Genomic DNA, 18,708 nt, shown 5'->3' on the forward strand with positions numbered 1-18,708 from the left:
GCACTAATACGACACGTAACACATTCCGACACTATCCCCATTTTCTTGGGCTTCCCCGCTGAAAGGCGGGATTTTTTTTGCCTAACGCGTACACTGAGCCTATTTACCAATGACAAAAGTGGGGTTATTGCATGGAGTTGGAAGATATCTATCGTCGCGATCTGAATTTATTGATTGCACTGAGAGTGTTGATAGAAGAGAGCAGTGTCAGTAAAGCGGCCCAGCGTTTAAATCTTAGCCAGTCAGCCATGAGCCGTGTATTAGGCCGGTTACGTGATCTGCTCAATGATCCTCTTTTTACGCGTCAAGGTCAGCATCTCATTCCGACTGAAAAAGCGCTGGAGCTTAATCGCGCCTTAGGCGAGCCATTGGAGTCTCTACGTCAAATCCTTTCACCTATTGAATTTGACCCCCAGCAATGTGAACAAACCTTCACCATTGCCACGACAGATTACGCAATGCAGACCATCTTACCGTTTGCTTTACCAAGGATATATCAAGAGGCACCAAACGTGTCGTTTGAGTTTTTACCTTTGCAGCATGATAGGTTGGCCGATCAACTGACTTATGAAGGGGCTGATTTAGCGATTTGTCGCCCAACGTCGCCAGTAGCACCATTGATGAGTGAGGTGCTTGGGCGAGTCGGTGTGCTTTGTTTGCTCTCCCAACACCATCCGTTGGCGAATCGGCAAATCTCTTTAGCGGATTACCTGACATACCCGCATGCGATGATTGCGATCAGTGATGGTGTTAATGCCTTAATTGAACAAGCATTAAGTGGGCAGCCTAAACGGAAAATGGTGCTCAGAGCCTATCATTTAGAAGCTGCGCTAGCGATTGTTGATACCATGCCATTGATTATTACGGTGCCTGCGGATCTGGCCTATTTAGTGGCAGAGCGTTACGCATTGGTGGTGAAGCCGTTACCGTTTCAGTTTACGCCGTTTGACTACTCTATGATTTGGCACTCGCGATGTGAGCATTCTCCTGCCCAAGAATGGTTAAGGCAGATCGTCAAACAAGAGTGCAGCCGGTTGATTGCTAAGCGTATTGAAGAGATGCAGTTAGAGGGATAAAAATCATCAAGCTTTGAGTAAGACCAAAGCTTGATGAATGAATGTTTTAAAGCTTAATCACCACGCGACCAGTTACTTGACCATTGGTGATCGTTTCAGCGTACTGCGCTGTTTGTTCGAGGGTGATTTCTTCACACGCTTGCTCAAAGTAGCTTGCAGGTAGCAGTTTCGCTAAGCTTTCCCATGCTGCCATGCGTTTTTCTAGCGGGCAAGAGACGGAGTCGACACCTTGCAGGCGTACATTGCGCAAAATGAACGGCATGACGGTGGTGGGTAAATCAAAACCACCCGCTAAACCACACGCGGCAACTGTGCTGTTGTAGTCCATTTGGGCTAACACTTTGGCTAACATTTTGCTGCCTACTGTATCGACCGCGCCAGCCCAAATCTGTTTTTCCAGCGGACGAGCTGGCTCTTCAAATTCGCTGCGATCAATAATGCGGCTTGCTCCTAGTTTTTCTAGCAGTGGACCATTTTGTTCAACACGACCCGTTACCGCAGCAACTGTATAACCTAGCTTAGCTAATAGTGTTACAGCAACTGAACCCACGCCGCCACTGGCACCCGTCACCAATATTTCACCCTTTTCCGGTTGAATACCCGCATCTAAAATGGCTTGCACGCAAAGCATGGCAGTAAAGCCAGCAGTGCCAATCATCATCGCTTTTTTGCTATCAAGGCCGTGCGCGAGTGGTACTAACCAATCGGCTTTCAAGCGTGCTTTTTGCGCCATACCACCCCAATGGTTTTCACCCACTCCCCAACCGGTTAGTACAACTTTATCACCGCTTTGGTAGCGAGTATCTTGGGATTCAAGTACGGTTCCCGCAAGATCAATGCCCGGTACCATAGGGAAATTGCGAATGATTTTGCCTTTACCTGTAATGGCTAAACCATCTTTGTAATTCAATGATGAGTAATCGACCGCGACTAAAACTTCACCTTGCGGTAATTGTGATTCGTCGATTTGTTCAATGGTGGCAACTGTGTTTTTTTCTTGTTGATTAAGGATTAACGCTTTAAACATTCGGATCTCCAGATTGGCACAGCAAGCATAAGATGTCGCTAAGTGTAGTACTGAATTAACTATGACTAAAATGAAACTTTAGCATTGGTTCTATGCGTATTATGCATCACTCATAAAAAATGCCAGTCGTGGGACTGGCATTGAGCTTTAGGATAAGAAGAACTGGTATGAAGGATTGTCTGTCTCATCTTTGCATTGGTAACCCAATTCTCTAAGGTGAGCGGAGAAGCGGTTTAAATCGCTCTCTTCGAGTTCAAAACCACACAATACGCGCCCATAATCGGCGCCATGATTGCGGTAATTAAACAAGCTAATGTTCCAGTGTGTGCCAAGCGTGCTGAGAAATTTCAGCAGAGCGCCCGGATATTCCGGAAATTCGAAGCTATATAATCGCTCTTTTAGCGGCTTAGAGGGTTTGCCTCCAATCATATAACGGACATGCAGTTTGGCCATTTCATCATCCGATAGATCCACCACAGGGTAGCCACCATGGCGTAAATCGTGAATGATGTTGTCGAGCTCTTCTTGCCCACTTAACAGGCGTACACCGACGAAAATGTTGGCCAGCTTGTCATCGTTATAGCGATAGTTGAACTCGGTGACCGCGCGACCGCCAATGATATTACAAAACTCAAAAAACGCGCCTTGGCGTTCAGGTATGGTCACCGCCAAAAGCCCTTCACGTTTTTCGCCTAGCTCACATCGCTCCGACACGTAACGCAAGCCGTGGAAATTGGTGTTAGCCCCTGAAAGTACGGTGCCTAACTGTTTATCCACCAGCTTATGTTTTTCCGCGAATTTCTTCAGACCAGCCAGAGCAAGCGCTCCAGAAGGTTCGGCAATCGCACGCGTGTCTTCGAAGATATCTTTAACCGCCGAGCAGATTTCATCGCTTGATACCGTGATGTGGCCATCAATGTATTGCTGACACAAACGGAAGGTTTCATCACCAATACGTTTTACCGCGACACCGTCGGCAAACATGCTGACTTGGTCAAGCACCACGGGTTTACCTGCCTCGAGTGCTGCTTTTAAACAAGCAGAATCTTCAGGTTCAACCGCAATGACTTTGATTTCTGGCATCAGCTGTTTGATCAGCACCGCGACCCCAGCGGCTAAACCGCCACCGCCGACTGGTACAAAAATGTAATCAAGGTGGCCATTTTGTTGCAGCATTTCCATGCCAATCGTGCCTTGCCCTGCAATGACCAGTGGGTGATCGAACGGTGGGACAAACGTATAACCTTGCTCGTGAGCCAAGCGTTCCGCTTCGGCTTTGGCTTCATCAAAGTTGTTGCCATGCAAAATCACCAAACCGCCAAAACCGCGCACCGCTTCGACTTTGATATCAGGGGTAGTTTTAGGCATCACAATGGTGGTTTTAATGCCTAATTTTGTTCCCGATAGAGCCATTCCCTGCGCGTGGTTGCCTGCTGACGCGGCAATCACCCCTGCTTGCTTTTGCGCTTCAGATAAACTCGACACCATATTATAAGCGCCGCGTAATTTAAAAGAGTGTACAGGCTGGCGATCTTCACGCTTGAGCTGAACGCGATTTTTAATGCGCGCTGACAAACGGGGCATATCCTGTAGTGGCGTTACCGTTGCGACGTCATAAACGGGAGCGCGCAGGATTTGGCGCAGATAATCTGCGCCAGTTTGAGTTGCGTTACCTGAGTCGCTCATCCGCTAGCCCTCGAGCTTAGATTTGTCTCGAACAGCCCCTTTATCAGCGCTGGTTGCCATACTTGCGTAGGCTTTCAATGCCAAAGAGACTTCACGCTGGCGATTGACAGGTTTCCAACCGAGCTGGTCTTGTTTTACGCGGCGCTCAGCCAGTTCAGCTTCTGAAACGTTGAGCGTAATCGAGCGGTTTGGAATATCGATGGCGATAATATCCCCAGAGTTCACCAAACCTATCGTTCCGCCGTTGGCAGCTTCTGGAGAAACGTGACCAATTGATAAACCGGAAGTCCCGCCAGAGAAACGACCGTCAGTCAGTAGCGCGCACTCTTTGCCTAGCCCCATTGATTTGAGGTAGGTGGTTGGGTAAAGCATTTCTTGCATACCCGGGCCGCCTTTCGGGCCTTCATAGCGGATGACGACAACATCACCGGCCTTCACTTTACCGCCTAAAATACCTTCAACGGCACTTTCTTGGCTTTCAAAGACCACGGCTGGGCCTTCAAATATCAGACTACCTTCATCAACCCCTGCTGTTTTTACAATACAGCCATCAACGGCAATGTTGCCTGATAGAACGGCTAGGCCACCATCTTGGCTAAAAGCATGTTCTTTGGTACGAATACAGCCTTCTTTGCGATCGTCATCGAGGCGATCCCATCGGCACTGTTGCGAGAAGGCTTTAGTGGTACGAATACCCGCAGGACCGGCACGGAAAAAGGTTAAGACGTCTTCATCTTGGGTTTGCATGATGTCGTATTGAGCCAACTGCTCTTTCATCGATAAACCCAACACGGTGTGAGTTTGATTATTGATGAGGCCTGCGCGATCCAATTCACCAAGAATCGCCATCACACCACCCGCGCGGTGCACATCTTCCATGTGATATTTTTGAGTCGATGGCGCGACTTTACACAGATGAGGTACGCGGCGTGACATGCGGTCGATATCACCCATGTCAAAATCGATTTCACCTTCTTGAGCGCCTGCTAATAGGTGCAATACGGTGTTGGTTGAGCCGCCCATGGCAATATCGAGCGCCATCGCATTTTCGAATGCGGCTTTGTTGGCAATATTACGCGGTAAGGCGGATGCATCATCTTGCTCGTAGTAACGCTTGGTTAATTCAACTATGCGTTTACCTGCGTTGATGAAGAGCGCTTCACGATCGGCATGCGTGGCCAACATCGAACCATTACCCGGTTGAGAAAGTCCCAACGCTTCGGTGAGACAGTTCATTGAGTTGGCGGTAAACATGCCAGAACAAGAACCACAGGTTGGGCAGGCCGAGCGTTCAATTTGTTCACTTTGTGCATCGGAGACTTTTGGGTCAGCGCCTTGGATCATCGCATCGACTAAATCGAGTTTGATGATTTGATCAGAAAGCTTGGTTTTACCCGCTTCCATTGGCCCGCCAGAAACAAAGATGACGGGAATATTAATGCGCAGTGCCGCCATCATCATCCCAGGGGTGATTTTGTCGCAGTTGGAAATGCAGACCATCGCGTCAGCGCAGTGCGCATTAACCATGTACTCGACAGAGTCTGCGATCAACTCGCGTGAGGGCAGTGAGTACAGCATGCCGCCATGTCCCATGGCGATACCATCATCTACCGCGATGGTATTAAATTCTTTGGCGATGCCGCCGGCTTTTTCGATTTCACCCGCAACCAATTGCCCCATATCTTTGAGGTGCACGTGGCCCGGTACGAATTGAGTGAACGAGTTAACCACCGCAATAATCGGCTTACCGAAATCTTCATCTTTGACGCCAGTGGCGCGCCATAATGCGCGCGCTCCAGCCATATTACGTCCGTGTGTCGTCGTTGCGGATCTATACTTTGGCATTGTCTATCGTCCTCTATTACTTCGGTTGTGGGTACACGTAATCCAACCAGCCCCATTTGTCTTCAGTGGTGCCGTTAAATAGGCCAAAGTAAGCTTCTTGCATCACTTTCGTGATTGGCCCACGTTTGCCCTCTCCAACCGTAATTTGGTCTACGCTCCGTACTGGGACGATTTCGGCGGCGGTGCCAGTCATAAAAATTTCGTCAGCAAGGTAGAGAGCTTCACGCGCAATGTTTACTTCACGCACTTTGTAACCCATCTCTTTAGCCAGCGTCATGATCGAATCACGCGTGATACCCGGCAAGATGGAGCTGGTGGTTGGTGGCGTGAGCAGCACACCGTTTTTGATGACGAAAATGTTTTCGCCTGCACCTTCAGATAAATAACCATCCACGCTTAAGGCGATACCTTCGGCATAGCCATGACGACGAGCTTCACCACCGACAAGCAGAGACGATAAATAGTTACCACCCGCTTTGGCTGCGGTTGGAATGGTGTTTGGCGCAGCGCGATGCCAGCTAGAAACCATCGCATCCACACCATTTTCTAGCGCTTCATCACCTAAGTAAGCACCCCAAGGGAAGGCGGCAATGATTAACTCCATTTCAGTGTTCACTGGGGGGCAAACGCCAAGGCCGACGTTGCCAACAAAGCCAAGTGGGCGAATGTAGGCTGAATCCAGTTTATTGACGCGCAATGTTTCACGTGTCGCTTCCATGATCTCTTCTATCGTATAGGGGATAGGGAAACGGTAAATTTTTGCTGAATCTTTCAGGCGTTGAGCGTGCTCTTTATGACGGAAGACGATTGGACCTTTAGGAGTGTTATAACAACGCACACCTTCAAACACCGAGGTGCCGTAGTGCATTGCGTGTGTCAGTACATGAACGTTTGCATTTGCCCACGGAACCATTTCACCGTTGAACCAAATGTAATCTGCAGTTTTTGTTGCCATTTATTGCCTTCCTTATGCACAAATCTTTTGTTGTAAATTGTTATTCGGTAGTTCGTTATTTTTTATTGGGGTGACATCGACACTGCGAATATCCCATAATTTTTCAATTTGATTGATCAGTGTGCTGATGGGGCGATCACTATCAACAATGATTTCAACACTGGCGACTTTGCTGGCGTGGTTTTGCGTTGCGGCCACTTGTTTTATCACAAATCCACGATGGCGAATCACGCGCAGAACACGCTCTAATAGCACCGGTTTATCATCGGCTTTGATGTCTAATAGGTATCTATCCATTAGGTGTTCTCCAACATATCACTATTTGAGGCGCCCGGTGGTACAAGCGGCCATACGTTTTCTTCTTCATCAATCAAAACGTGAAGCAGATAAGCTGTTTTGCTGGCCAGCATTTCTTTAAGTGCTGGTTCAACTTCTTCTTTTTTGGTGATGGTTTTGCCAGGAATATCGAACGCCTTAGCTAGCATCACGAAATCTGGGTTGTCATCCAAAATCGTTTCACTATGGCGGCCATCAAAGAACAGCGATTGCCATTGGCGCACCATACCCAAACGATGGTTGTTCAGTAGTACCATCTTGACCGGGATTTGGCGGCGCTTGAGCGTACCAAGTTCTTGAACATTCATCATGAACGAGCCATCCCCGGAAATGAGAATGGATTGATCATCTGGGCGAGCAACGGCAGCACCCATTGAGGCGGGCAACCCAAAGCCCATAGTTCCAAGGCCAGCTGAGGTGATGAAGTTCTGTGGAGCACGCGGCTGAATGTGCTGCGCGGCCCACATTTGATGTTGGCCAACGTCGGTTGAGACGATGGCTGAATCGGGCATCATGTCGGACAGTTGTTTGAGTAACAATGGTGCAAAAATGAGATCGCCCGGGTGGTCATAGCGCCACTTAAAGCCACTGCGCAAACTTTCACTGTGGTGAACCCACGGTGCGATATCACGCGTCAGTTCCAGTTGTGGAAGAATGAGATTGATGTCACCACGTAGTGACGCATTGGCGATACGGAGTTTATTAAACTCGGCCGCATCGATATCGATATGAATCACTTTGGCGTGTGGTGCAAAAGTATCCAGTTTTCCCGTTACTCGGTCATCAAAGCGCGCTCCAACCACAATCAACAAATCACACTCTTGAACGACCAAGTTTGCCGCCTTAGTCCCGTGCATACCAAGCATGCCAAGGTAATGCGGATCATGACGCTCAATCGTGCCCAAGCCTTTTAAGGTGCTTACTGATGGCATCGGATTGAGGCGTAAAAACTCGCGTACGGAATCGGTCGCTTTGGCCAATTGAACGCCACCGCCAACATACAATACAGGACGAGAGCTTTGTGAAAGCAGTTGTTGCGCTGCGTGAAGCTGCTCTTGGCTGGCAACTGGCATGGCTGGCGCAGTGAACGCAGGTAGCTCAGTCACGGGGGTTTTTGCCAGTTGTACATCTTTGGCGATATCCACAATCACCGGGCCGGGGCGACCCGCTTTCGCTACTTCAAAGGCTTCGGCAAGGGTGGGTGCGAGATCGTGGATATCGGTAACGAGGTAGCTGTGTTTGGTGCAAGAGAGTGACATACCAATCACGTCCATCTCTTGAAAAGCATCGGTACCAATGTGTGAGCTTGCGACTTGGCCGGTGATGGCGACGAGGGGGATTGAGTCAAGAAATGCATCGGCAAGACCGGTGACCAAATTGGTCGCTCCGGGTCCTGAGGTGGCCATGCACACCGCGACATCTTGTGTCGAGCGCGCCATGCCAATCGCCGCCATGGCTGCACCTTGTTCGTGGCGACAGAGAATGTGTTCTACACCGCCATCGTATAATGCATCATAGATTGGCATAATAGCGCCGCCGGGATAACCAAAAACGGTTTTGATTCCCTGCTGCTTTAATGCGGCTACAACCAGTTGTGCTCCTGTCATCGTAACCCTCCCAAACTGTGTATGGCACAGTAAACCATGTTGTGTTTGCACTTCATGTGCGCTCCCATTCTTCCTGTCATATCGGGTTGGATAATCGCCAACCAGTATGAACTTTTTAGTTTAATAGTTGTAAAAAAACCCCCGGACTTTTCAGTGCGGGGGTCTTTTGAATCTGGTGGTTATTTTGCGCCCACTAGCCCCCGCGCGGAATCAATAATGACCACGATAATCAGGCTTAGCAGTAGGTTAATGTGAGCGTTCAAATTCATCACTTAATTCTTAAAATAGTTGGCGTAATATCTTACGAAATTGTTTGCGTCTCTAGTGGTAACACACAATTCCGTTAAATGACAAGCAAAAACTCATTCTTTTTTCACATTCTTTCAGCATCACAACAAGCTATATAACAATCTCTCGTGTGCAAATAAGGGCGCAGAAACAGAACGAACACTTTTTAAACAACCACAAAGGAATGAAATGGGACTCGCAATTATTCACAGCCGAGCCAGTGTTGGCGTGCAAGCACCGACAGTGACAGTTGAAGTACATATTAGCAATGGTATGCCCGGTTTTACGTTGGTCGGCTTGCCAGAAACGACGGTTAAAGAGTCTCGTGATCGCGTGCGCAGCGCTATCATTAATTCCCGCTTTGAGTTTCCCGCCAAGCGTATCACGGTCAATCTAGCCCCTGCGGATCTCCCCAAAGAGGGCGGTCGATTTGATTTACCGATCGCGTTGGGTATTTTGGCGGCCTCACAGCAGATAGCGCTAACGAAGTTAGATGGGTATGAGTTTATTGGTGAATTAGCCTTATCTGGTGAGTTGCGTCCTGTTAAAGGTGTATTACCCGCCGCTTTAGCTGCGAATCGAGCCAAGCGCTGTTTGGTTGTGCCTCATGGTAATGGTGATCAAGCTGCGTTAGTGGCAAAGGATCAGCATAAATCGGCGCAAACACTGCTTGAGGTGTGTGCTGATTTGTGTGGCCAGCAAATCCTCTCTCTTTTTCAAACCGAACCTAAACCATGCCGAGCGAAAAATACTCGCGATCTGCAAGATATCATTGGTCAACAGCAAGGAAAGCGAGCGTTAGAAATCGCAGCTGCGGGCAACCATAACCTGCTTTTTCTCGGTCCACCCGGAACGGGTAAAACCATGCTTGCCTCTCGGTTGTGTGATTTATTACCAGAAATGAATGAAGATGAAGCGATGGAAACTGCTTCGGTTGCTTCTCTGACTCCACAAGACATCAACCAGCACAACTGGAAGCAAAGGCCATTTCGCTCGCCTCATCATTCCAGTTCAATGGCGGCGCTGGTCGGTGGCGGTTCTATTCCGAGGCCGGGGGAAATTTCTTTGGCACACAATGGGTTATTGTTTCTTGATGAAATGCCGGAATTTGAACGAAAAGTGCTCGACTCATTGCGTGAGCCATTAGAGTCAGGTGAAATTATTATTTCAAGAGCGCAAGGCAAAACTCGTTTTCCAGCTCGCTTTCAATTAGTGGGGGCGTTGAACCCCAGCCCAACTGGTTATTACGAAGGCACGCAAGCCAGAGCCAACCCGCAGAGTATTTTGCGCTATTTGGGACGCTTATCGGGGCCACTGCTTGATCGCTTTGACATGTCGATAGAAATCCCCTCGCTTCCCAAAGGAATGCTGGCAAATGGCGGCGAAAGAGGTGAAGCAACGGCTGTGGTTAAAGAAAGAGTGTTGATTGCTCGTGAACGGATGGTGATTCGTAATGGCAAGGTTAATGCTTTGTTGGGGAGCCGAGAAATTGAACAGTATTGCCCTTTAACTAAGGCTGACGCCGAATTTTTGGAAAATGCACTGCACCGCCTAGGGCTCTCCATCCGCGCGTATCATCGCATTATCAAAGTGGCGCGTACGATTGCGGATTTAGAAGGGGCCGAGCAGATTGCTAAGCCCCATCTAGCGGAAGCACTCGGCTATCGAGCGATGGACCGCTTGTTGAAACAACTGACCGCACAAGCGGTGTAATGAACTTAAAATTGGTAATTTAACCCTAGCGCTGTAAAGAGAGACGATTCGTCGTAAAACGAGAGGTTTGAGCTCGATTGGTTATAACCGGCTAAAGCGATTAATGACCAATCATCCCAATCCATAAATTGACTGTATTCGTACGCGAAGAATAGGCTCAGTTCATCGTCATTACGCACAGTGTGATTAAACAGTGAATTTCCACCTTGATAGTCGCGCTTGGTATAACCAGCGGTCAGCGCCAGTTTATGGCGATTGATAAACGTGAAGTAGGAGAGATCGGCGGCGTAAGAGTGATGAGTATTGGCGTCGCCATCCGCTTGGTGGTTGATATAAGTGATGGAGGGCTGTAACAAACTGGTTGGGCTCAGAGAGTAACGGTACTGCCCTTTTAGGTAGTAACTTTTACCATCACGAGCCAGTTCAGGGCTTGGAAACTGATCGTTGTCGATCTCTTTGGTCGCGTAAGCGACATCGATAGTCCATGGGCTGCCTTGAATACTATTGAATGTTAATCGGTAGGCATTTCCTGACTCATCGGTTTCTTGGCGCTGACTGTTGAGTTGGTAAGGATTGGCCCAGGTTTTTCCAGACATCACGGTCGGCAAAAAAGCCACATCAACCACGGTGCCTGTCTCCATCTCATATTGATACCCCAACTGAAGCGCTAAAGTGCCGACGGCAATATCATCACGTGAGGTGCCTAGATAAACCTGTTGTTGACGTTTGTCCCCGAAGGTGTAAGCAAGGTTACCCAAAGGCCCAACGGCAAAGTTTGACTGCGTGCTACTCTTTGTTTCGAGTGATGTAATACGTTCATCACCGTTCGTATCAAATTGAGATTGAGAAGATGCAAAAATAGTATTAATGGCAATCTCACCACTTAAACCTGTTTCTGGAGCCAGTTCGGCAGATACATGAAAAGCCAGAGCGCTAACAAGCGTCATGGACAGGTATTTATTCATTAGGAGTTTCCATACTTTGATTCAATAGTGGTTAAGTATATGAATAAACTTGGATGACGACACGATAAAACTAATCTGACCGTTTTATGAATGAAGGGTGAGCTTTGTCTTAAGCATACACAGTTTTGTGCTGCGATGGCTTGTGTTTCAATATTGGTTGTATGAGAAAGCGCTGCAAGGTTGAACTTGATTAAGTAAAAATGAGGAGCCGTTGCTCCTCATTTTTGAATGATTACTTGGTCAGTAGGTAATTGACCAGTTCGAAGTATTCATTGGTCGATTTAACACCTTGTCCCTGCACCAAATAATGATTGTTAACCACGACAGCAGGCACACCTGAAAGGCCGCTTTCTTGGAACTGTTTGTCAAAGCGGCGCACCATTGAATCGACGGCAAAACCATTAAAGGCGGCATCAAATTTTGCCGCATCAATACCTTCGTCTAGGAAGATTTGACGTAGATCCGCATCATCTCTTGGTGGTTTACGCATCGTGTGGATGCGGTTAAACATCACGGGCACCATTTTGTCTTCAACTTTGAGGGCAAGCATGGTGGCGTAAGCTTTACTCATTGATTTACCCATAGAGCCACCCATAAAAGAAACATGGTTTTTCTGCAGAGTAACCCCTTGTGGGAGCTGCTTTTTCAGTTGGGCGATGATCGGCTCAAAGGTATTGCAGTGTGGGCAGTAAAAGGAGAAAAACTCCGTCACGGTTGGATTTTTAGAGGGTTCAAGATCAAGCACTTTATAATGCTCACCTTCTTTAAATTGGGCCGCATGAGCCGATAAGCTCAGCAGTAAGGTTGCAACCAGTGCAAACAGCTTCTTCATTGTGTACTCCATTTATTGCTTCAAGGTGACTTACCATTGTGGCATTAGTGAGAGCGTAGGCTCGTCTAATGCTGCTATTTGTTCTTTAAACGCAAGCACTTGGCTTTCCCAATATTTAGGGTCATTAAACCAAGGGAAGGCGAGTGGAAAAGCAGGGTCCTGCCATCGTTTGGCCAACCATGCCATGTAATGCACCATTCGTAGACCGCGTAACGGTTCAATTAGTTTCAATTCGGCTGGATTAAAATCGTGAAACTCTTGATACGACTCTAAGATAATGTCCAACTGCATTCGCTTATCTTGCAATTCGCCATTGAGTAGCATCCACAAATCCTGTACTGCTGGTCCATTGCGAGCATCGTCTAAATCGACAAACATGGGCCCATCTCGCCACAAAATATTGCCTGGATGGCAATCACCATGCAAGCGGATGGCCGCGGATTTTGCTGGCCATTGCTGTTCAATTTTGTTGATCAATAACGATAAGTCACTGAAAAAGGTATTTTGCAAGTGCTGAGGTATAAAGGACGCATTTTCCAATAGCTGTTTGGGTTGATAAAGATACTCATCTAAGCTGATGGTCGGGCGATGAACAAATGTACGAGTGGCACTGATGTGATGAATGCGTCCAAGAAATCGGCCCACGCCTTCTAATTGGTCCATATTGTCCACTTCAAACTGCCGCCCACCCACACTGTTAAACAGCGCGAAATGATAGCCCTGATAGTGATGTAAGGTTGCCCCGTTGATGAGTAATGGCTCAGCAATCGGAATTTCCGCCGCGTACAGCTCGCGTGTGAAATCGTGCTCCTCTTGAATTTGCTCAACACTCCAGCGCTGAGGTCGATAGAATTTCACCACATAGCGTTGGCGTTCTTCATCGATGAATTGATAAACGCGGTTTTCGTAACTGTTGAGTGCCAGAAATCCTGATTCAGCACGAATGCCGATGCTTTCTAAGGCATACCACATGGTATCAGGGGTGAGTGCATCAAAATGGAAAGAAGCTTTGGTCATGATTAAAAAGGGCCCATTACTGAGCCCTTTTCCATTCGTTACGAAGTTAGAGTTTATTAATAAACCGACTCTCAACTTCTATCGTGAATTGGTTACTGTCCGTGAGTATAAACTGAATCGTCGCTATAGGAGAGCTGAGTTTGTCAGGAGCGACGCCAAGGCTGGTTGGTAGGTTCAATACCTCTCCTGGTTTGACTTGAATGGTTTGTTTACCATACCAAGAGACGTCCGATAGCCCTTTCACGTCAAGCTTATACTCTTGCGTTTGCTGAGTTTTGTTGATGACTTTCAAGGTGTAAGTGTTCTCAATTTCACCATTGCTGTTGGTTTTAAATAGCTGGTTTCTATCACGCAATACACTTAAGCCGACCGGATCAACACTGGCTACTTGAGCGATGAATAAGCCAAACATCACCAGCAGTACCGTGCCATAACCGAGTAATTTAGGCCTGAGTATTTTGGTGTGGTGGCCGGAGAGGCGGTGCTCCGTGGTATAGCTGATGAGCCCTTTTTCATAGCCCATACGTTCCATCGTGGTATCGCACGCATCAATACAAGCGCCGCAGTTAATGCATTCGTACTGCAAGCCATCACGAATATCGATGCCAGTCGGACACACTTGTACGCACAAATCACAATCAATGCAGTCACCTAAACCGAGTGCTCTGTGATCGGCTTTACGAGCGCGTGGCCCACGAGTTTCACCGCGTTTGCTGTCATAGCCAACAATAAAGGTATCTTTGTCAAACATCGCAGACTGAAAGCGAGCATAAGGACACATATGGATGCAGACGATCGAACGCATCCAGCCTGCATTGCCGTAAGTACAAAGGGTGAAAAAGAGTACCCAGAAGACGGGCCAGAAACTTTCATCGAGTGTGAAAAAGTTCACCACGAGTTCGCGTACCGGGACGAAATAGCCGACAAAAGTAAAACCAGTACCGAGTGCAATCGCCAGCCAAGCAATGTGTTTGATGGCTTTTCTTATAGCAAGATTGGCTGTGAGTTTTCCTGAGTCCTGCTTGCGGCGTTTATTGGCGGCGCCTTCGAGTTTTTCTTCAAACCAAATGTAGATAAATGTCCACACAGTTTGCGGGCACAGATAGCCACACCAGACACGGCCAAGAAAAGTGGTAATAAAAAACAGGCCGAATGCCGCAATCATAAATAACAGGGCAAGTAGAGTGAGGTCTTGTGGATAAAGTGTGGTGCCGAAAAAGTTAAATTGCTGGTGGCCGATATCGAGCAAAATTGCTTGACGATCACCATAAGAGATCCACGGTACCAAAGTAAAAAGCAGTAATAAAAACCAGCCGCCATAACGGCGGAGTTGTTGATAAGTACCTTTACTTTCGCGCACATAAATACGGTTGCTGGGGTTAAAACGGTCACCGTTGCCTTTGTGAGTTTTGGGGTTGAATATTTTAGGAGTCACATCCTTTATATCGATTTTGTCCTGACTCATGAAATGATCCTTGTTGGGCTGTAAGGTGTGATTTCTTTTAGTTCACACTCTGCGACATTGCTGTTTTCTCTTTGGGTACAATACCAAGATGAGAAATTATCATTGTTCAATCTTTATTTATTAAGCGGCAAGTATAACGCCAATAACAATTTTATTTCTTTAACACTATCAACCTTTAACAATAAAGCCTCAACTCGTGAGGCTTATCGCTAATAATAAAAAAGCGACCTAATAAGGCCGCTATCTTGATCACTATCACAGGGGCTACATCATTTTATGATGCCACGCGCGCGTAAAATGGCTGTTTTAAAATCATCTTCCTGATCTTTCTTCAGGCCTGGAATCATTTCGTCTTTGGCGCTGTTGCGCATTTTTAGATGGTAGATCAATACATCATCTGTAAGCGCTTCTAATGGTCCTTTATAACCCGCTTCTTGAGCCAGTTTGGTGATGAATTGCATTAAGTTGAGCTGCTGATCTTTTTGCCATTCAGGCGCAAGTAGTTCAATTAGCTCTTCAATTCGATGACATTGCATTCTCTTTTCCCCAATTTTTATAAGTATTTTGAGTAAAGGTATCAAATTGCGGATTGAAGTCCAATTGAGCGCAAAGAAAAAGCGCAGGGTTTAGCTGCGCTTTTTAATTACGCTGCCTGAACAACATTAGTTGTGCTCGATGCAGTAAGGGCATTTTTTTCAACTAAAGTCATTGCTGGAGCGACTTTTTTTGTAGTCGGAGCAGCAGCAAAACCACTACGACGACGCATTGCACTACGGTTTGTGTGCGAAAACCTGACAGCTGTTGGGCGCATTCATTAACCTAACGGTCAGGCACATCCATTGCCAATCTAATGGCCTGAATCACCATGAGTTGAGCTTCATAATTGAAGTGTGGCTCTTCTGGCTCTCGCCAATCCAAATAATGATTCAGGAATAACGATATGCTTTCATATCGTAGTTAGATTAGCACCAAGTTTTGAATTGATCGATAGTTGAACGATTGTTGAGATGAATATTCCTGCAAATAAAGCTTAAAATTGTGTGAGATGCTTGGTTGAGTTTGTCATCTGATCGGCATTACATCGCGTTTTGTTAAATAGGAGGTACCTATGTCGTTTACAAAAAACTCGCGCTTTATCGCTCTCCTTGATACCCGTTTCGTTACGAAATTTGTATTTAGGCTTACAGTTGTAAGCTGAGGTGTGCAATACTAAGCCCACATTTTATTGCTTTTGGTATGGTGTTTATGTCTGCTGTTGACAATGACGGCTATGGTGCTGGTGAAGAACGGGCGAATGCACTGAGTCATGGTTTGGGGCTATTACTTAGTTTTGTCGGTTTAGTCTTGCTGCTGATCAAGGCAACAAGTGCGCAGGCCGATGCATTGACTTATATCAGCATGAGTCTCTATGGTGGCAGCATGATAGCGTTATTCCTTGCTTCAACGCTGTATCACTCCGTTGCGACACCGAAAGCCAAACGCTGGCTAAAAACGTTCGACCACTGTGCCATTTATCTACTGATTGCCGGAAGTTACACACCCTTTTTGTTGGTCAGCCTTCGCACTCCTTTGGCGATAGGTCTTATGGTGGTGATCTGGCTGCTGGCGCTGCTCGGTATCATTATGAAAATTGCCTTTGTCTACCGTTTTAAAAAGTTCTCACTAGTGACTTATTTGGCGATGGGGTGGTTATCCTTGGTTGTGATCTACCAACTGGCCCTCAATATCGAGGTCGGTGGTTTGGTGCTACTTGCTGTTGGTGGTTTGGTCTATTCGCTCGGGGTGATTTTTTATGTAGCGAAACGCATTCCCTATAACCATGCGATTTGGCATTTATTCGTGCTAGGTGGCAGTACTTGTCACTTTTTTGCGGTTTACCTTTTTGTTCACCCAGTAAGTGCTTAACGCATCTCAACCCGCTCAATGTTGGCCGAAATTTGATAGCCTTGCTGGCGATCAACCTGAAGGGTAAGCGGCTTTCCTTGCGCTTGAGTTTGTGGGCGTAAATAGCTATCAGCCATCCGTTTAATGGATTGCCAAATGGGTAACTGCTGAGTGAACAATGGTTGACCTTGCTCGTCATAAAGAGTAATGCTGAGCACTACCGCAATGACAGATTGCGAGCTTTGATTGGTGATGGCTGTTGGGATAACGAGTGTATCTCCTTGGTAGTAAGCCGCGCCGAGTACCACTTCCACTCCAGAATCTGACAGTTGTAAAATCGGTTTTTCACTCCCCATCTCAAAGGTGGTTGCTCGGGCTTTTTGAGCAATAGGGGCCGCGTGAATGACGGTTTCCGGCGACATTGATTGCGGTTCAACATATTGCCATGTGAAATCATCATTGAGTTTCACTTGGCGGCCATCTTCTAAGGTCAGAACTTGCGCGCAAGATGCTGCGCTTGCTGTCATGCTTAACAGCATCATTATCACAGGTATTGTCTTCATCTTAACGTCGCCAAAATGCAGGGAAAAACAGAACGATAATCGTCAAAATTTCTAAACGCCCCATCAACATCCCTAAGCTCAGAACCCACTTTGCTGCGTCAGGCAGTGGTGCGAAGTTGCCCGTTGGACCAATCACCGAGCCCATTCCGGGACCAACGTTGGCCACTGCTGTGATGGAACCTGAAATGCTGGTGACAGGGTCAAGGCCCATTGCACTGAGCGCGCCTGCGATAGCAATGACAGTGATGAAAAAGGTTAAACCAAAAGCGACGACTGAGCGGACAATATCATCATTAACCGGACGATGATTATAGCGCTGTACGAAGATGCCTGATGGATGGACCAACTTCATAATTTGTTTATTGAGCAGCGTCATCGCAATTTGGAAGCGGAACACTTTAATCCCACCAGAGGTTGAGCCGGAACAAGCTCCTGCTGCCATTAAGAAGATAAACAGTGTGCTTGGCAGTGCGCCCCAGGCGGTGAAATCTTCCAAACCAAAACCAGTAGTCGTGACCACTGAAACGATATTAAACATCGCCACTCGCAGAGCGTCCAACCAGTAGTAGCCTAGTTTGAGATTCAGCCACAACGCAATGATGAGACTGGCAATTAGGAAAAGATAAGCAAATCCGCGAACTTGTGCGTCTTTTATGATCACTTTGATATTTTGTTTTCGGGCCGCAGCAACAAACAGTAGAAAGGGCAAGCCCCCCAAAAACATAAACAGCGTTGCTACCCAATGTGCACCGTTTGAGAAGTGGTTCATCGAACCGTCGGAGGTGGAATATCCACCAGTCGACAAGGTGGTGAATGAGTGGTTGATCGCTTCAAAAAGCGTCATGCCAGTGAGGATATAGCCAATCAAGCACAGTAAGGTCAGTACCAAATAGACCAGCACAATATTTTTCGCGACAGTTTTGGCGCGTGGGCTACTTTTATCGGACCAATCAGACGATTCGGTTTGGAACAGTTTCATCCCACCCACATTGAGCATTGGTAATACCGCTACCGCCATTACGATAAACCCAACCCCACCAAGCCATTGCAGAATAGAACGCCACAACAAGATGCTGGGCGGCATATTATCAAGGCCACTGAGCACGGTTGAACCTGTAGTGGTTAACCCTGACATAGTTTCAAAGTAGGCGTCGGTAAAGCTGATGTGGTTGATAAAGACGAAAGGGAGCGCCGCGAAAGCGCTGGCAACCGTCCACACTAAGCTGGTGATGAGAAACATATCGCGCACGCTGAGCTTAAAGTGCGCGGTACGCCCTAAGCTTAAGCAGGTAAAGGCGACAATATGAGTGATGATGACCGCTTGAGCAAAATCAAGGAAGCCACCCGTACCGGTAAAAAAAGCGACCAGTGTCGGCACATACATAAATAGGGCGAGCTTAGATAGCACGAGTCCTATAACGAATGAAATGGGGCGTAAATTCAGCATGA

At 47.2% G+C, this 18,708-nt stretch carries 16 protein-coding genes; 3 read left to right on the top strand and 13 right to left on the bottom strand.

Features of this window, described 5'->3' with window-relative positions:
- The first annotated feature begins 131 nt into the window (after window positions 1–131).
- Window positions 132–1,076, top strand: coding sequence for a LysR family transcriptional regulator (locus EXZ60_RS14635; protein WP_088728511.1), 945 nt, complete (start codon window positions 132–134; stop codon window positions 1,074–1,076).
- A gap of 46 nt (window positions 1,077–1,122) precedes the next feature.
- Here EXZ60_RS14635 and EXZ60_RS14640 read toward each other — a convergent pair whose 3' ends face one another.
- From EXZ60_RS14640 to ilvG, 6 genes are all read right to left on the bottom strand, one after another.
- On the bottom strand, window positions 1,123–2,103 hold the full coding sequence (locus EXZ60_RS14640; protein ID WP_094166119.1) for an MDR family oxidoreductase: 981 nt from the start codon (window positions 2,101–2,103) through the stop codon (window positions 1,123–1,125).
- A 147-nt stretch (window positions 2,104–2,250) separates the two neighbouring features.
- Window positions 2,251–3,789 (bottom strand): threonine ammonia-lyase, biosynthetic, encoded by a 1,539-nt coding sequence (gene ilvA, locus EXZ60_RS14645; RefSeq protein ID WP_088728513.1) that lies wholly within the window; start codon window positions 3,787–3,789, stop codon window positions 2,251–2,253.
- Between the two features lie 3 nt (window positions 3,790–3,792).
- On the bottom strand, window positions 3,793–5,634 hold the full coding sequence (ilvD, locus tag EXZ60_RS14650; protein ID WP_017044150.1) for a dihydroxy-acid dehydratase: 1,842 nt from the start codon (window positions 5,632–5,634) through the stop codon (window positions 3,793–3,795).
- A 16-nt stretch (window positions 5,635–5,650) separates the two neighbouring features.
- Window positions 5,651–6,589, bottom strand: coding sequence for a branched-chain-amino-acid transaminase (gene ilvE / locus EXZ60_RS14655; RefSeq protein ID WP_277435895.1), 939 nt, complete (start codon window positions 6,587–6,589; stop codon window positions 5,651–5,653).
- A gap of 12 nt (window positions 6,590–6,601) precedes the next feature.
- On the bottom strand, window positions 6,602–6,886 hold the full coding sequence (gene ilvM, locus EXZ60_RS14660) for an acetolactate synthase 2 small subunit (protein WP_010319930.1): 285 nt from the start codon (window positions 6,884–6,886) through the stop codon (window positions 6,602–6,604).
- Window positions 6,886–8,532 (bottom strand): acetolactate synthase 2 catalytic subunit, encoded by a 1,647-nt coding sequence (ilvG, locus tag EXZ60_RS14665; RefSeq protein ID WP_017044151.1) that lies wholly within the window; start codon window positions 8,530–8,532, stop codon window positions 6,886–6,888. The genes ilvM and ilvG overlap by 1 nt, the downstream gene beginning before the upstream one ends.
- A gap of 477 nt (window positions 8,533–9,009) precedes the next feature.
- Between ilvG and EXZ60_RS14670 the strand changes: the two genes are divergently transcribed.
- Complete coding sequence (locus tag EXZ60_RS14670; protein WP_094146999.1) at window positions 9,010–10,533, top strand: YifB family Mg chelatase-like AAA ATPase; 1,524 nt, start codon at window positions 9,010–9,012, stop codon at window positions 10,531–10,533.
- 5 nt (window positions 10,534–10,538) lie between these two features.
- Here the strand turns inward: EXZ60_RS14670 and EXZ60_RS14675 are convergent, their stop codons facing one another.
- From EXZ60_RS14675 to EXZ60_RS14695, 5 genes are all read right to left on the bottom strand, one after another.
- Window positions 10,539–11,498, bottom strand: coding sequence for a DUF2860 domain-containing protein (locus EXZ60_RS14675; RefSeq protein WP_277435896.1), 960 nt, complete (start codon window positions 11,496–11,498; stop codon window positions 10,539–10,541).
- 232 nt (window positions 11,499–11,730) lie between these two features.
- A complete protein-coding gene (locus tag EXZ60_RS14680; RefSeq protein ID WP_026028316.1) occupies window positions 11,731–12,330 on the bottom strand; it encodes a thiol:disulfide interchange protein DsbA/DsbL in 600 nt (199 codons plus the stop codon).
- 30 nt (window positions 12,331–12,360) lie between these two features.
- A complete protein-coding gene (locus tag EXZ60_RS14685; RefSeq protein ID WP_026028515.1) occupies window positions 12,361–13,347 on the bottom strand; it encodes a serine/threonine protein kinase in 987 nt (328 codons plus the stop codon).
- Between the two features lie 46 nt (window positions 13,348–13,393).
- Window positions 13,394–14,812, bottom strand: a complete 1,419-nt coding sequence (gene ccoG, locus EXZ60_RS14690; RefSeq protein ID WP_017043675.1) for a cytochrome c oxidase accessory protein CcoG — start codon at window positions 14,810–14,812, stop codon at window positions 13,394–13,396.
- A gap of 269 nt (window positions 14,813–15,081) precedes the next feature.
- On the bottom strand, window positions 15,082–15,348 hold the full coding sequence (locus EXZ60_RS14695) for a YihD family protein (protein WP_029189868.1): 267 nt from the start codon (window positions 15,346–15,348) through the stop codon (window positions 15,082–15,084).
- A gap of 700 nt (window positions 15,349–16,048) precedes the next feature.
- Between EXZ60_RS14695 and EXZ60_RS14700 the strand changes: the two genes are divergently transcribed.
- Window positions 16,049–16,717, top strand: a complete 669-nt coding sequence (locus EXZ60_RS14700; RefSeq protein WP_277435897.1) for a hemolysin III family protein — start codon at window positions 16,049–16,051, stop codon at window positions 16,715–16,717.
- Here the strand turns inward: EXZ60_RS14700 and EXZ60_RS14705 are convergent.
- Window positions 16,714–17,259, bottom strand: a complete 546-nt coding sequence (locus EXZ60_RS14705; protein WP_277435898.1) for a DUF3157 family protein — start codon at window positions 17,257–17,259, stop codon at window positions 16,714–16,716. The two genes, EXZ60_RS14700 and EXZ60_RS14705, sit on opposite strands and share 4 nt — an antisense overlap.
- Window position 17,260: 1 nt before the next feature.
- Window positions 17,261–18,706, bottom strand: coding sequence for a TrkH family potassium uptake protein (locus EXZ60_RS14710; RefSeq protein ID WP_277435899.1), 1,446 nt, complete (start codon window positions 18,704–18,706; stop codon window positions 17,261–17,263).
- Window positions 18,707–18,708 lie beyond the last annotated feature (2 nt).

The sequence above is a fragment of the Vibrio sp. 1151_11 genome (assembly GCF_029478525.1).
Classification (GTDB): Bacteria; Pseudomonadota; Gammaproteobacteria; order Enterobacterales; family Vibrionaceae; genus Vibrio; species Vibrio anguillarum.

What these genes read in the sequence shown, in the direction of transcription:
- ilvE (WP_277435895.1), bottom strand. Translation starts at nt 6,589, where the DNA reads ATGGCAACAAAAACTGCAGATTACATTTGGTTCAACGGTGAAATGGTT.
- EXZ60_RS14685 (WP_026028515.1), bottom strand. Translation starts at nt 13,347, where the DNA reads ATGACCAAAGCTTCTTTCCATTTTGATGCACTCACCCCTGATACCATG.
- ilvA (WP_088728513.1), bottom strand. Translation starts at nt 3,789, where the DNA reads ATGAGCGACTCAGGTAACGCAACTCAAACTGGCGCAGATTATCTGCGC.
- EXZ60_RS14700 (WP_277435897.1), top strand. Translation starts at nt 16,049, where the DNA reads ATGGTGTTTATGTCTGCTGTTGACAATGACGGCTATGGTGCTGGTGAA.
- EXZ60_RS14635 (WP_088728511.1), top strand. Translation starts at nt 132, where the DNA reads ATGGAGTTGGAAGATATCTATCGTCGCGATCTGAATTTATTGATTGCA.
- ilvG (WP_017044151.1), bottom strand. Translation starts at nt 8,532, where the DNA reads ATGACAGGAGCACAACTGGTTGTAGCCGCATTAAAGCAGCAGGGAATC.
- EXZ60_RS14705 (WP_277435898.1), bottom strand. Translation starts at nt 17,259, where the DNA reads ATGAAGACAATACCTGTGATAATGATGCTGTTAAGCATGACAGCAAGC.
- ccoG (WP_017043675.1), bottom strand. Translation starts at nt 14,812, where the DNA reads ATGAGTCAGGACAAAATCGATATAAAGGATGTGACTCCTAAAATATTC.
- EXZ60_RS14640 (WP_094166119.1), bottom strand. Translation starts at nt 2,103, where the DNA reads ATGTTTAAAGCGTTAATCCTTAATCAACAAGAAAAAAACACAGTTGCC.
- EXZ60_RS14680 (WP_026028316.1), bottom strand. Translation starts at nt 12,330, where the DNA reads ATGAAGAAGCTGTTTGCACTGGTTGCAACCTTACTGCTGAGCTTATCG.
- ilvM (WP_010319930.1), bottom strand. Translation starts at nt 6,886, where the DNA reads ATGGATAGATACCTATTAGACATCAAAGCCGATGATAAACCGGTGCTA.
- EXZ60_RS14670 (WP_094146999.1), top strand. Translation starts at nt 9,010, where the DNA reads ATGGGACTCGCAATTATTCACAGCCGAGCCAGTGTTGGCGTGCAAGCA.
- EXZ60_RS14695 (WP_029189868.1), bottom strand. Translation starts at nt 15,348, where the DNA reads ATGCAATGTCATCGAATTGAAGAGCTAATTGAACTACTTGCGCCTGAA.
- EXZ60_RS14675 (WP_277435896.1), bottom strand. Translation starts at nt 11,498, where the DNA reads ATGAATAAATACCTGTCCATGACGCTTGTTAGCGCTCTGGCTTTTCAT.
- EXZ60_RS14710 (WP_277435899.1), bottom strand. Translation starts at nt 18,706, where the DNA reads ATGCTGAATTTACGCCCCATTTCATTCGTTATAGGACTCGTGCTATCT.
- ilvD (WP_017044150.1), bottom strand. Translation starts at nt 5,634, where the DNA reads ATGCCAAAGTATAGATCCGCAACGACGACACACGGACGTAATATGGCT.